The sequence below is a fragment of the Ruegeria faecimaris genome (genome assembly GCF_900182615.1).
Taxonomy (GTDB): domain Bacteria; phylum Pseudomonadota; class Alphaproteobacteria; order Rhodobacterales; family Rhodobacteraceae; genus Ruegeria; species Ruegeria faecimaris.
This window is the reverse complement of the sequence record NZ_FXTE01000016.1, coordinates 1-13,508: the sequence shown is the minus strand read 5'-3', so window position 1 is coordinate 13,508 and position 13,508 is coordinate 1. Positions and strand designations below refer to the sequence as shown.

Sequence of the window (13,508 nt, the reverse complement as noted above, 5' to 3'; positions counted from 1 at the left end):
AACGATGTTACAATTGGTTAACGCATCAAAGATCAAACACCGAAGCTCGGCTTCAAACCTGGGGGAGACGGAATGAAACTACAATGGCTTCTGGTTTTTTGTGCAGGCGTTACGGCACCACCTTTGCAAGCGCAGGAAGACCCAATTCAACACGATGCCGAATTCTATATTCTGCAGGCACAACATGCAGAACAATGGGCACAGGATGATACCGCTGTTGATGATGCTCTGGCCGCTTTTCGTGACGGTAACAATGGGCAGCCCCCAAACATAGTCAGCGTTCTGATCGACGATATGGGCTTCGGCGACATGGGCATCCCCGAGCTAAACGCTGTGCGAGGTTATGAAACGCCGAATATCAACGACTTTTCCGATCAGGCGATGCGAATGGTGCGCATGTATACTGAACCTTCGTGCACGCCGACCCGCGTGGCACAAATGACCGGGCGGTTGCCCGTACGCATGGGTATGGGCGACACAACGGTGGACATTGCCGGGTTTGGCTTACCGGAAAACGAGGTCACCTTGGCCGAAATTCTGAAACAGGCGGGTTATGCGACCAGCCATGTCGGCAAATGGCACATGGGCGATATCGCCGAAAGCTGGGCGATGAATCAGGGTTTTGACTATGCCCAGCACGCCATCCACCAACAGGGCCAGCTGACGATCTTCAATGATGATGCGATCAAAGAACAGGTCTCGGTCGCGATCCGTGACTATGACGACAAATATACGCTGGACGGCTGGTTCCGGCCGGACTCTGCCGCGATGATGACAGTCATCGAAGGGGAAACCGGCGGGCCCATCCGCGAAATTCGCATGGAAACCGGCGAACGCTGGAACGCTGCGAAGTACGATGAGATGAACCAGGGGTTTCAGGACAAGACGATGGAAGAATTGGATCGCCTAGCAAGTGGTGAAGACCCGTTTTTCTTACAATACTGGCCGATGATCCCGCTGGACAACACCCGTGCCGGGCGGTCGGGGCCAGAGAGCGTTAATGGTGGCCTGTATGTGGACAAAATGCAGTTGCTCGATCAGTGGTTGGGCGACTTGTTCGCGCGGCTGGAAGAGTTGGGCTTGACGGAAAACACTGTGGTTGTGGTCATGGGTGACAATGGCCATTTCACCAAATACGCGCCGCAATCCGGGTTCACCCCGCTGATCTATGCTGGCGGCAAAGGTGACACGACTGAAGGCGGTATACGAGTTGACGCCTTCATCCGCTGGCCCGGTATGATCGAGGCTGACGGGTTGCTTAACAGCATCATCCATGTCTCGGACCTCTATACCACTTTGTCGCGCTTTGCCGGAGCAGATCAGTATATTCCGCGGGATCGCCTTGTGGATGGGGTGGACCAGTCGGCCGCCTTGTTGTTCACCGATGAATCCAAATCTCGCCGCGATCACGTCATCGTCTATTCGGTGAACAAGCCCGAGGCGGTCGTGAAAGACCAGCTAAAGCTGAAACTGCCGGGACCAGGCGAAAGCGCCATTCTTGCAAAGTTCTTTGATCTCTATCGGGACACGCGCGAAGAATACTCGGTCTCGACCGAGGTTGGCGCCTGGGGAGGGCAGGAATTCGCACGGATTTTGGGCCGCCACATGGCCCGCAAAGAAAAATTCCCCGATACCGCGCCCGCCTATGGCGTGCCCTATGAAGGGATCGAGAACATCCGCCCCGAAACCCAACAGGCAGTTGAGGCTTTCATGATCAAGCGCGCGTCACCACAGAAGTAAGCCTAATCCTTCGCAATAAACCTGTGAAGGACTGTGTTAATCAAGGTCGAGGGTCACAGCATGTTTGGTAGCATAATATTCGCACTGGGATTGATTGTGTCTCTCGGCATCGGGTTTGTCTATTTTCGCGATCTGGGCGACGTCTCTCAAATGCTGCTGAAAGTAAAGCGCGAGAATATGGTGCGCTTTATCCGCAATGAATATCGCCTGATCGGTATCGGACTTGGCGGGTTTGCAGCGGCAACACTTGCGCATTTCCTTTTGGGCGGTGGCCCTTTCTGGCTTTGGCTCATAGCGGCTGTGCTTACTCTTCTTCTTTATGGGTTTCCCTACGTTTGGGTGCATTTGGGTCTAAGGAACCAGCTCAATGACGCACAGTACTTTCCAATTGAAGAAGCCCGCAAATATGTCGGACCAACTGCGCCCGTCATAGTCATCGAAAACAACGGCCAAGCCCGCGCGCACCCGGATGCGCAGATTATGCGCCCTCATCTGGCCGGGAATGTAGATGGCTTGGGTGGTGAAGACGTGGTCATGACCTATTGCGCTATGGCCAATCTGGGTCAGGGTTACATTCCGCGAATAGAAGGACGACGGTTGAATCTCGAGGTTTTGGCCCAGCATGGCAATAACCTAATCCTGCGCGATAACGACACGGGCGAGCCGATCCAGCACATCTATGGTTTCCGCGAGGCGGACCGCGACCCTAACTCCGACGGTCCTGCCTGCCCCCTTCGACCCGAAGCGCAAATGGAGCCCTGGCCAACCTTTCGAATGACGTTCCGCGGGTTTCAGAAGGCCTATCCTGACGGTGAGGTATTTCTGAACAAGCCATCCCCGAACCCATTTTTGCGCCTGCTGGATATGATGACCGAGATCACGTTTGGCTGGGGCATCGGACGCCAGCATCAGGAAGACGCGCCCGTGATGGACAACATGGATCGTTCGGACGATCGGTTACCAAATAAAACCTACGTTTGGGGAATTACGATCGGTAAGGATGCGGTTTGCTGGACTGATGATTTCATCGTCGAGAACGAGTGGATCGTGAATTCCAATGTCGGCGGACGAGATGTCGTGGTCAGCTTGGATCCAAAGTATGAAAGCCTAGGCGTTTGGTACAACGACTTTGGTCAACCTGTGAGCCATTGCGATTTTTGGGGCCATTCAGATCAGGGTCAGCTAAAACGTGTCGAAACCCTGCGCGCAGGCGCATTCTGGCATGTCTGGTCCGAGTTCTTCCCGAACACAGATATTAATCGTGTCGGCAGCGGTTCCATGGCAACCGAAGGAGCTGTAGAATGAGGCCCATGGCTAAACAACTACAAACCAAAGACCATTTATTCAAACTTGATTGTTTGACGGGAGGGACAGAATGACTTCGTCAATTTGGGTGAAAAGCTGCGCTTGCGGAGTAGCTTTTTTTGCATCTGTGGCCACAGTGGCTTCGGCTCAACAATCCGATTGGTCATATGAGGCCACAATCTACCTGTTCATGCCGGAAACAGAGACTACATTGGACACACCTTTGGGCACTCTGGACGGTACTCTCAGCTTTTCGGATGCGTTGGAAAACCTCGATTTTGCCTTTATGAGTGCGTTCTCGGCCACCAACGGACGTTGGCTGATACTTGCAGATTACAACTACACAGACTTATCTTTCAGTAACAGCGCTCCTGGACCTGTCGGCTCGGGTCTGGAGACATCATTTACCACACAATACCTAAGTGGCTATGTTGGCTACAGAGTGTATGAAGCGCCAACTATCACCGTTGACGTCGCCGGGGGTTTCCGGTGGTTCAGCACTGAAACGGAATTTACCCTTCTACCCGGCGCGGCACCGGGGCGCACAACAACGGCAGATGATAGCTGGACCGACCCTGTCATCGGCGCCAGAGCACGGGTACAGTTCTCGGATAAGTGGTCGGGCTCCGGTTTTGTCGACTACGGAGGCTTCCGCAGTGACAGTGAAACCTGGCAGATTCTGCTGACGGCAGATTACGCAATCAACGACAGGTGGCTGATCCGCGGTGGCTATCGCTATATCTCATTCGATCATGAAATCAACGGCAACGATTTTACATTTGATCAGTCGGGGCCTGTGCTAGGCGCGACTTATCGGTTCTAAAATTCTTTGTTGGCGAACCCGAGACAAGGTTGTGATGTTACGAACGTCGTTTGATTGGCGCGATTCAATTGTAAAAAGTTTTAGAGAATCAAATTCGCATGTGCCCTCAGATTTGTTTTCGTGCCTGGCCCCAGATCTTGACCCCCGGCATCGATAGCTGGCTGGAGTTTGTTGTAGCCATAGAAATCTAGCAATGAATGAGACAAGTCTGAGGTAGCGATTCCACTGTCGAACGCGGAGTGAGAATTCACCTAGACTAGCTTTCGCAATCGCAGCGAATGTCTGAAATGCGGGCTGCTAACGCAGTATTTCAAAGGGCTGATGGATGTCGGCTATGGGCCGTTCAAATTGATGGCGAGTGGTTCTTGAACCGAAATGCTGCGCTGCACCCAAGGTCTTGAAAGAGCCCACACCTACCAATGCTGCGCGCGCCACAAATGGGGGATAAGTTCACTAAGCTCCCATTGTCAATCAAACGAACAAACCTTGGTCGCCCTTCTCGACACTGCGATGTGGATCATTTCTGCAACTGCGTCAACGTAGAGCCTGACGCATTCAAGGGCGATTGAACCCCGAGCATCTGATCATCGAATGGTCCTAATCCATGGCCACTTCCAACGTTGGGCTTTGACCCGCCAGTTCCCTAACCACATCGCGCAAAACTGTTTCAAAGCGGCAAAGAGCTTCAGTTCTGTCCTGCGAGACGGGGTACAACAGCCCGAATGTCATCCATTTTTCGGGAACAACCGGCACCAGAATCAAGTTTTCGAGACCAATCTGAGCTGAGACCAATTCATCTGCGATAGTTATACCTGCCCCTTCTGCAACAAGTGAACACGCCAGTTGGGAAGACGCAACTTCGCAAGACTGGCCAGGAGAAACGCCAGCAGAATGAAAGATGTCATCCAGTTGATCTCGCAGTAGCAACCCCTGCATCAAACGGATGATAGGTTCATTCACAAGCTCAGTCGCTGAGAGTTCCTGTCGTTTGGCAAGTTTGTGATCTGCAGGCAGGATCGCCTGTGCCCGAACTCTCAATAACGGTTGTGTGCGAATTCCCGGATGTTCAACGGGCAATGCTCCAATACCGATGTCGTATTCGCGCCCTGCTAACCACTTTCCGGCTTCGCGCCGTGCTCGGACATCCAGGCTGATGTTGATGTCAGGGTGTTCTTTGAAAAACCTTGCCACTGCGCGGGCCGATAGGGTTTGCGCAATTCGGGGCATAGTGACAATGCGCAGTGATTCCGTTCGCCCAGCACGAATTTCCGCCGCGATCCTGGGCACTTCATCCAGATTTTCCAGAATTCGACCTGCCTCGCGGTAGAATGCGAACCCTTCTGGAGTAGGTGTAAGGTTGCGGCCGCTTCGATCAAATAATGTAAGCCTTAGTTCTGCTTCCAATCCCGATATCAATCGGCTGACAGCGGGTTGGCTCAGGTGCAATATTTCCGAGGCGGCAATCAGAGAGCCTTCGGACAACGTGATACTGAATGCGCGCAAAGCTTTGATGTTCATTCACCCAGTCTTTCGTTTTTTGCAAGAGTAGATGTTATCTTTGCATTTTTATCAACACCCAAACTTAGATAGTTTAGGGTCGAGCTTATGGGAGGACCCGATGAAACGCAGAACACTACTTAACGCGGCCATTGCCGCCGTTGCCGTAGCGACAACAGCCACAGCCAGCTTTGCTGCCGACTGGCCCAAGCGCCCCATCAACCTCATCGTGCCGTACAAGGCCGGTGGTGGTACAGATGCTTATGCACGTGCCATCTCGGCGGCAGCCGAGGGCATATTGGAGGTACCAGTTGTAGTCGTGAACAAGCCCGGTTCGGGCGGTCTGAACGGCGCCAACTCGGTCGTCGGTGCGCGTCCGGATGGATACACGATGATGATGACGTCGGGTGGGTCGTTCCTTTTGTCGACCATGGCGCGGGACACCGACATTGACGCATTGGAAAGTTTCAATTTTGTCGCTCAGGTCGGTCAGTTGCAGACATCGCTGATGGTGCCAAAGGACAGCCCATTCCAAAGCGTGCAAGACGTGATCGACGCGGCAAAGGCTGATCCAGGATCGCTTCGTTGGGCGCATTCGGGACGCGGCGGGTTTCACCATGTTGGCGGCCTGGGCTTTCTGGCCAACAACGGCATCGAGGCACAGGATGTACCATTCAAAGGTGGTGGTCCGACCCGTGCAGCACTAATTGGCGAACAAGCTGATTTCGGTTTCCTTGGCGTGCAGCAATTGGCCGGTTTTGAGGATCAGCTGCGCGCTGGCGGTCAACAGTCAGGACCGCGACGGGATTATGTCGGATGTGCCATCATTTGGTGAACTAGGGATACCCTTCGCTGCCGTATCGTCCCCGGTGATTGTATTCGCACCAAAAGACACGCCGCCCGAGGTGGTTGCGGCCATGGAAGACGCACTGGAACAGATCGCAGCGAAACCTGAGTTTGCCGAACTCCTGGCCTCACGCGGAACCGGACCGGTCTATCAAAACGGCGCAGATGCCAAGGCAACACTTTCGGCGATGAAAGAAGACGCCGCGCCTTTGGTGGATAGCCTGACGAACTGAGACTGACAGGATCAGGTGGCGATATCGCCACCCGATCTCTCTCAACGACCAATGTGTGACGGAGGGAATTATGCGTGCTTATGCCGAAGGGCTTGTTCTGGCAGCCATTTCATGTGTTGCCATCTGGAGTGCCTGGCAAGTGCCAGCGGCCTCGCCCGGTGATACATGGGCTGGCATTGTGCCTTTTGCTGCAGCTGTTGCGCTGCTTGCTCTGTCCGGATTCCTGATCATCGGGGTCACACGTCAGAACGCAGGTGGAGCACAAGGCGAACCCGACAATGGGGCCACGCTTGAGATCATCGGCCTTTTCATCATTGCGCTGATCTATCAGCAATCTTTCCGATGGTTCGGATACCTTGTTCCGACTGCGATTGTTGCTCCACTGGTTCTCTACATTTTTGGCGTCCGTAGTCGGACCGGATTGGCGCTATCAGTCATTCTGTGCCCGCTGGTCTTTCACATCATTTTCTTTGTGCTGCTCGGCGTATTCCCACCCTATGGCGAGGTCTTTGATCTGCTGAACTGGATTCAGGGGTAACAAAATATGGAAATCTTTCCCGCTCTTCTTTCGGTGATTACAGATCCGATGCTGCTTTTCGCCATCGTATTGGCGGCGTTTGTTGGCATGATCGTGGGTGCGACCCCCGGACTGACCGCATCAGCCGCCATCGCAATGCTGTTGCCGATCACTTTCTATATGTCGCCCCTTTTCGCCTTGGCGTTTCTTTACGTGATTGGCAAATCCGGACGCTATGGTGGATCAATCGCGGCCATTCTGTTCAATACGCCGGGCACAGCTGCCAGTGCTGCCACCCAGATCGACGGCTATCCGCTGGCGCGCGCGGGAAAGGCAGGAAAGGCGATGAAGGTTGCCACCATCTCGTCAGTCATTGGCGATCTGATGGGGGATATCATGTTGGTCATCGGTGTAGGGTTCATCGCGTCCATCGCATTGAAACTGGGACCGCCGGAAACCTTTGCAATCTATTTTGCCGCTTTTGTTGTGATTGGATCGGTAATCGGCAAATCCGTAGTCAAAGGACTGGCGTCGGCCCTGATGGGAATTCTGGTCGCCATGGTTGGGCTTGATCCGATTTCGAGCGAGGAACGCTACACCTTTGGCTCCTTCGACTTGTCCAATGGCATTGGACTGGTTCCCCTGATGATCGGTGTCTTTGTTCTAGGCGAAGTAATTGCCCAATTGGAAGAGCGTCGGAAAACCCATGGTGAGACTAAAGAGAACGACAGCACGCAAGACGGCAATGATCTGACCTGGGAGGAATACAAACCCTGCCTGCCGCACGCCTTGCGTGGTGGCTTTATCGGGGCAGGTATCGGCGTCCTGCCGGGGCTGGGCTCAGCGATTGCCGCTTTCATATCCTACGGTGAAGGGAAGCGCCGGGCGAAGAACCCCGAGCGATGGGGCAAGGGCGCATTGGAAGGTGTCGCAGCACCCGAAGCAGCAAACAATGCGGTTTCCGGCCCATCTATGGCTCCCCTGTTGACGTTGGGAATACCGGGGTCGACCATTGGCGCCATTCTTCTGGGTGTCTTCCTGATCCATGGCATTCAGGTTGGACCAACACTTTTCCTGACCGACAAGGAATTGGTCTATAAGCTGTTCGCGTGCGGTATGCTGGGGGTCATTGCGTATGGCGTGATCGGCTATTTCGGGGCGACGCAAGTGGCCCGGTTGATCCTGAAGATCCCGACCAACGTCCTCTATCCGATGATCTTCATGACCGCCTTTGTCGCCGCCTATTCGGCACGCGGGTCGATGTTCGACGTGACCGTGATGACCGTGGCAGGGTTTGTTGGTTGGCTGATGCGAAAGCACGACTTTAACATCGCCGCCTTTGTCATCTCATTTGTACTGGCAAAAGGCGCCGAAGAGACCTTTCGCCAATCGCTTTTGATGTCGGATGGGGGCGCACTGATTTTTGTCGAGCGCCCAATCGCGCTGGCTTTCATAATCATCGGTGCAGGCGCGATAGCATTCCGCATCCGGGGTATCCTGAAAGACCGAAAGCTGACGCAGGGAGGGCTGGGTGATGCTTGATTTTGGCCTTTACCGCGACTGTTTCTCGACCCTCGACATGCGCGTCATTTGGTCAGAACACAGCACGATCTCAGCCTGGTTGAAGGTTGAGCAAACCCTGGCTCGATGTCAGGCCGAGGCGGGGCTTATTCCTAATGATGCAGCCCGTGCGATTGAGGCTTTGTCGCCTCAGATGCTCGACAAGGACCAAATGCAGGCGGACTTGTTGATTGTGGGTCGACCTATTGTTGGGCTTATTCAGCAGATGCGCGAAGCGCTTGGCGATCATGCGAAGTACTTTCATTTCCGTGCAACGACGCAAGACATCATGGACACAGCTCTTGCAATGCAAATGAAGGCTGGACTCACAGAGATCGGTCTGGACGTGCAGCGGCTCCTTACATTGCTGGATCAGCAGATCGATCATCATGGGGGCACGATGATGATGGGCCGCACCAACGGCCAGCACGCCGTTCCGATGTGCTTCGCCACCAAACTGCAGGTCTGGAAATCTGAGCTGGTGCGTCGACAGAACGCAATTGATGACGCCGCGCTGCGAGGGTTGAATGTTCAAATCGGAGGACCAGTTGGGGATCTGAGAGCCTATGATAATGATGATGGGTTACAGATCAAACGGGCTGTTGCACAGGCGTTGGGGCTGAGGGTCGTAGACCCACACTGGCAAAATGCAAGGGATGGAATAGCGGACATCGTGACAGCGCTTGGTGCGCTGTGTGCAACCATCTGCAAAATCTCACATAACGTGAATTTGTTGTCCTCAACCGACATTGCCGAAATCGCGGAAACTCACGAAACGGGTCGGGGCGCCTCATCTGCGATGGCGCATAAGCAGAACCAACGGGCATCAGAGTTTGGCGAGGCTGTCGGAAGACTGGGACGTCAACGCGCCGAGCAGATTGGCGAATTGACTTTACACCAGCATGAGCGTTCCGGCGGTGTGTGGATTGGCGAGTGGATTGTGGTGCCGGAGGTTTTTCTTTTGACATCCGGGGCCGTCCATTGGGTCGACAAACTTTTTGGCAAACTTGAGGTCGACACGGATTCAATGCGGCGAAAGCTACCTGTGGCGGCAACAAACACTGAAACCTTAATACATTGAAATGACCTCTCGGGGCTTTGGGCGCACCGGCTCTTGCAGAGATTTATTAATTGTCATTATTGACAATATACTTTGAATAGTTATTTGTCAGATGTGACAATAAACGAGATAAGCGATGCCCCGTCCCAGTCTTAAAGACCAGCGATCAGAACAGATTCTTGATGCATATCTCACATGTGTGTCCCGTTTCGGATTGGAGGGGGCCACCCAAGAGCGCGTCGCGACTGAGGCTGGTGTCAAACGACCCATCCTGCGTCATTATTTGGGCAACAAGGACGAGATGACCGGGGCCCTTATAAGCCATGTCGTAGACAGGTTTGCGCAGGCGACAACCGCCCTTCGGGACGCGTTGGAACCAACGGGCACAACAGCTGATCTGATCGATCTGCTGTTTGATAAATCTGTCCCTAATGATCCGCGCGTAATGCTGGCCTACCAGTCGCTTGTCACATCCGTCGCCAATCATCCGTCAATGCGACAACCCCTTGTCGACAGCTTGGAGCAGTTCTTTGAGGTGATCGAAGCCGTGTTGAAACGCGCCTTTCCGAACGCCCCTCCTGCCCAGATCCGTGCCGTTTCGCAGGGGATTTCCGCAACATATGTGAACCTGGATTCGCTGACCCCGCTAAATCCGCCCGAGGTCTGGCGCGAAGAGCTGAAACAGGCTGCAACGATCCTTGCCGCCAGTTTGGAGCCGAACGTATGAGCACCCGACGCCTTGTCAATCATATGGCATTACCAGTTCTTTTGGTTGCGGCTGTGCTGGGGCTCTACTGGGTTTGGGGCCTGCTGTTTCTGTGGTGGTTGGTGCCATCGATTATGACGGGTCAGACCGCACTTGTCTTTGATATCTCGCGCGAACACGATCCGATCCTTTTCTGGGCAGTTGCGATCCTTTGGGCTGTGTTCGGCCTGATGATGATCGCGGCCAGCCTATTTCCGACCTACGCCATCTGGCTTGTTTAAGAGGTTGCCATGACCCAAATGTACCACCGCCTTCCCGTTGACGCCTATACGTCGCAAGACTGGTTCGACCGCGAGCAAAGGCAGATCTTCTCGCGCACTTGGCGCTATGCCGGGTTGGCCGAAGACGTGCCAGGGCCCGGTCATTTTGTGTCGGTTCAGGCGGGGCTTAACAACATCTTTATCGTGATGGGGCGCGATCACCGTTTGCGGGCGTTTCATAACATCTGCCGTCACCGTGGCACGCAATTGATCCGGGCCGTTGGGAAAACACAAAAGGCGCTGACGTGCCCCTATCATGACTGGACATACGACCTGGAGGGCAACTTGATTTCTGTTCCGGATGAGGCAAAGGAATACCCTAATGGTGTCGACAAATCCTGCCTCAGCCTCAAACCCGCCAGTGTGGATATCTGGCGCGGTATGCTCTTTGTGCATCCTGATCCGAATCCGCCAAGCCTTGCTGAATGGTTTGGTGCGGTTGATCCGCTGTTGGGGCCACACACGCCGGAAGACCTGATGGAATATTCCGATGCGCGGCAAAGCTATGAGATCAAGGCCAACTGGAAGATCGTGGTTGAAAACTATATCGACGTCTATCACCTGAGCCATCTTCATTCGAATACGCTGCACATGTATGATCATGCGCGGGCGGAATACGGCTGGAAAGGTCCGCACTATCACTTCTGGGAACCGCCAGCGCCAGATTATGCCAAGGATTTGGAGAAAAACCTGCCTACACCACGGGCAATACCAGAACCCCATATTGGGGCCTGGGTGCCAATGCTGTTTCCCGGTATCGGGCTTGGCGCGGGCGAGGATAGCTGGAACATTTTCATTATCACGCCCTTGGGTCCTGATCTGACGCGCGTGGAAAACCGCACCAAACTGGCGAATGCCTCAGGGTGGGAATTTCAGAAACAGGAATGGAGCAGTTGGAGTTTCTGGAAGGATTTCGGCGGCCCAAAATATCCTGACAGCGACGCAATCGGCGAAGATGATCCAATGGCGTCGGGTGATTTCACAGCCGAAGATATTTACGCCTGTGAGCAACAGCAGAAATCACTGACCAGCCCGTTTTTTGAGGTCGGCCCTGCCGCCAACGGGGAAAGCCCCGTGGTCAGGCACCAACAAGAAATCCTGGACTTCCTTGAGACACAAGAAGCCGAAACTTAGCCAGATGCCTTGGGTCAATATCGGATCACTCCTTCAATTGCCCGGTCGTACACTTCCATCCACTCCGCCAAATTTGGAAAGTAAATGAAACGCATTCTTGCAACCTTGATCGGTACGATCCTGGCAACCGGACTGGTCTTGGCCAACCCGTCAGACGAACCCAAGGACCTGACGGCGCGCTATCTCAATGCAACAGATGAGGCAGCGATCGCCGCAACGTGGAAAGACTGGCACCCGAAGGCAGTACATACTGTCACAATCAAATTCGGGCTTGGGCAGCCAGATGAGACGTTTTCCTATCCGGTGGCCGATTGGGAAACACTTCCTGATTGGCATCAGGATACCACATTGGCCGACGCGATGCAGGGATACAGGGAAACAAGGCGCGGTGCGCCCACGTTTTCCTCGGAATTCACCGACGGCGGCACGCGTGTCACCGCCAAGACCCGTGTTGATTACATCTGGGACGACACAACTGGAACGATGAACCAGACGGATAGGTTTTTCATCGCCCCGCAAGCTGGTCAGCTGGCAATCCGAGCTCTCGACACCACGTTTGATTATCGTTGAGGAAACCATGAACCCAGATTTCTTTTCCCTGAAAATTTCTGAAATCCGGCCTGAGATCAACGGCAAAGCCACAAGCGTGACCTTTGATCTACCGACCAGTCTGGCAGAAACCTTTTGCTGGCAAGCCGGTCAGCATGTCACTCTTCGATTCCACCTCAACGAGAAAGAGCAACGCCGCAGCTACACCATTTCCAACCCGCCGGGTGCCCTTTTGCGCATCACGGTAAAACGGGTGGCCGGTGGGCTGGTGTCCAATCATATCGGAGACCATCTAAAGCCCGGCGATACGGTCGATGTCATGCCGCCGTTCGGTCAATTTTCTCTGACGCCGGACCCGTTGAAGCGCCGCACCCACTATTTCTTTGGCGCAGGCAGTGGCATCACGCCGCTCTTTGCAATGATCAACGCTGTCCTCGAAAAAGAACCTCATTCAGTTGCTCATCTGATTTATGGCAACGCCGATTGCGAAAGCATCATCTTTGGCGAAGAATTGGACATATTGAAAACTGATCACGTCGTCCGGTTCACATTGCGCCATGTCCTGTCTGCACCCTCGCTGTGGAGTTGGTCCAGCTCGTGGCGAAAAGGTCGCGTGGATGCAGATGCCACAAAAGCCGCCGTGAAGGAAACCCCACCTGTGGCGCAAGATGTCCACTACTGGATTTGCGGACCCGGAGCTATGAATGCGGACGTGAGCAACGCGCTGATGGCACTGGACGTACCTGCGAGCCGAATTCATATGGAAAGCTTCGGCGGGGCTACAGTCACAGCCTCCAGTGTGACGGGTATCGCCGCCAATGCACAAGTTGAACTGGGCGGGGCGACACACGAGGTTCCTGTTGCCGCAGATCAAACGCTACTGAATGCAATATTGTCGGCGGGCTTAACACCACCTTTCAGTTGCCAGTCCGGAGTATGCGGCGCCTGCAAAGCGCGTCTAACAAAAGGTCAGGTCCATATGCATGCTCGAATGGCCCTTGAAGACAGCGATGTCACCCGAGGAGATATATTAACCTGCCAGAGTATCGCTACCTCAGATAAACTGAGCATTAGCTTCGACAATTAGAGGCGCGGTTCTAGGGTCAGGACTCATAGCCAATAGATGACGAGAGCTGCGATGGCGATTGCTGAGAGGAAGACCTTCGGGCACCTGTCGTAACGGGTTGCCACACGGCGCCAATCCTTGAGCCTGCCAAA

The 13,508-nt window shown here is 54.1% G+C and carries 14 protein-coding genes and 1 pseudogene; 13 read left to right on the top strand and 2 right to left on the bottom strand.

Annotation, left to right across the window (positions count from 1 at the left end):
* Window positions 1-72: 72 nt before the first annotated feature.
* The 3 genes from FN806_RS17950 (at window position 73) to FN806_RS17940 (ending at window position 3,868) form a co-directional block, all read left to right on the top strand.
* Window positions 73-1,740, top strand: a complete 1,668-nt coding sequence (locus tag FN806_RS17950) for a sulfatase-like hydrolase/transferase (RefSeq protein ID WP_142639690.1) — start codon at window positions 73-75, stop codon at window positions 1,738-1,740.
* 60 nt (window positions 1,741-1,800) lie between these two features.
* Window positions 1,801-3,045: a DUF3179 domain-containing (seleno)protein gene (locus FN806_RS17945; RefSeq protein WP_142639689.1), complete on the top strand. Its 1,245-nt coding sequence runs from the start codon at window positions 1,801-1,803 to the stop codon at window positions 3,043-3,045.
* Window positions 3,046-3,115: 70 nt separating this feature from the next.
* Window positions 3,116-3,868 carry an outer membrane protein gene (locus tag FN806_RS17940; protein ID WP_142639687.1) on the top strand — a complete coding sequence of 251 codons (753 nt, stop codon included), beginning with the start codon at window positions 3,116-3,118 and terminating at the stop codon, window positions 3,866-3,868.
* Window positions 3,869-4,465: 597 nt separating this feature from the next.
* Here FN806_RS17940 and FN806_RS17935 read toward each other — a convergent pair.
* A complete protein-coding gene (locus tag FN806_RS17935) occupies window positions 4,466-5,386 on the bottom strand; it encodes a LysR family transcriptional regulator (RefSeq protein ID WP_142639685.1) in 921 nt (306 codons plus the stop codon).
* Window positions 5,387-5,486: 100 nt separating this feature from the next.
* Here FN806_RS17935 and FN806_RS17930 point away from each other — a divergent pair, with 100 nt between their 5' ends.
* The 10 genes from FN806_RS17930 (at window position 5,487) to FN806_RS17890 (ending at window position 13,377) form a co-directional block, all read left to right on the top strand.
* Window positions 5,487-6,200 (top strand): tripartite tricarboxylate transporter substrate binding protein, encoded by a 714-nt coding sequence (locus FN806_RS17930; RefSeq protein ID WP_281286299.1) that lies wholly within the window; start codon window positions 5,487-5,489, stop codon window positions 6,198-6,200.
* Window positions 6,175-6,444: a tripartite tricarboxylate transporter substrate-binding protein gene (locus FN806_RS20745; protein WP_281286298.1), complete on the top strand. Its 270-nt coding sequence runs from the start codon at window positions 6,175-6,177 to the stop codon at window positions 6,442-6,444. The genes FN806_RS17930 and FN806_RS20745 overlap by 26 nt, the downstream gene beginning before the upstream one ends.
* Before the next feature lie 70 nt (window positions 6,445-6,514).
* On the top strand, window positions 6,515-6,982 hold the full coding sequence (locus tag FN806_RS17925; RefSeq protein ID WP_142639683.1) for a tripartite tricarboxylate transporter TctB family protein: 468 nt from the start codon (window positions 6,515-6,517) through the stop codon (window positions 6,980-6,982).
* 6 nt (window positions 6,983-6,988) lie between these two features.
* Window positions 6,989-8,503 (top strand): tripartite tricarboxylate transporter permease, encoded by a 1,515-nt coding sequence (locus tag FN806_RS17920; RefSeq protein WP_142639681.1) that lies wholly within the window; start codon window positions 6,989-6,991, stop codon window positions 8,501-8,503.
* Complete coding sequence (locus tag FN806_RS17915; protein WP_142639679.1) at window positions 8,496-9,602, top strand: lyase family protein; 1,107 nt, start codon at window positions 8,496-8,498, stop codon at window positions 9,600-9,602. Before FN806_RS17920 ends, FN806_RS17915 begins: the two co-directional genes overlap by 8 nt.
* A 115-nt stretch (window positions 9,603-9,717) precedes the next feature.
* On the top strand, window positions 9,718-10,308 hold the full coding sequence (locus FN806_RS17910) for a TetR/AcrR family transcriptional regulator (RefSeq protein WP_142639677.1): 591 nt from the start codon (window positions 9,718-9,720) through the stop codon (window positions 10,306-10,308).
* Window positions 10,305-10,568 carry a hypothetical protein gene (locus tag FN806_RS17905; protein ID WP_142639675.1) on the top strand — a complete coding sequence of 88 codons (264 nt, stop codon included), beginning with the start codon at window positions 10,305-10,307 and terminating at the stop codon, window positions 10,566-10,568. Before FN806_RS17910 ends, FN806_RS17905 begins: the two co-directional genes overlap by 4 nt.
* A 9-nt stretch (window positions 10,569-10,577) precedes the next feature.
* On the top strand, window positions 10,578-11,741 hold the full coding sequence (locus tag FN806_RS17900) for an aromatic ring-hydroxylating oxygenase subunit alpha (RefSeq protein ID WP_142639674.1): 1,164 nt from the start codon (window positions 10,578-10,580) through the stop codon (window positions 11,739-11,741).
* An 84-nt stretch (window positions 11,742-11,825) separates the two neighbouring features.
* A complete protein-coding gene (locus FN806_RS17895) occupies window positions 11,826-12,311 on the top strand; it encodes a hypothetical protein (RefSeq protein ID WP_142639672.1) in 486 nt (161 codons plus the stop codon).
* 7 nt (window positions 12,312-12,318) lie between these two features.
* Window positions 12,319-13,377 carry a ferredoxin--NADP reductase gene (locus FN806_RS17890; RefSeq protein WP_142639670.1) on the top strand — a complete coding sequence of 353 codons (1,059 nt, stop codon included), beginning with the start codon at window positions 12,319-12,321 and terminating at the stop codon, window positions 13,375-13,377.
* A gap of 23 nt (window positions 13,378-13,400) precedes the next feature.
* Here FN806_RS17890 and FN806_RS17885 read toward each other — a convergent pair.
* Window positions 13,401-13,508 (bottom strand): annotated as a pseudogene (locus FN806_RS17885) (IS5/IS1182 family transposase); the annotation flags it as partial.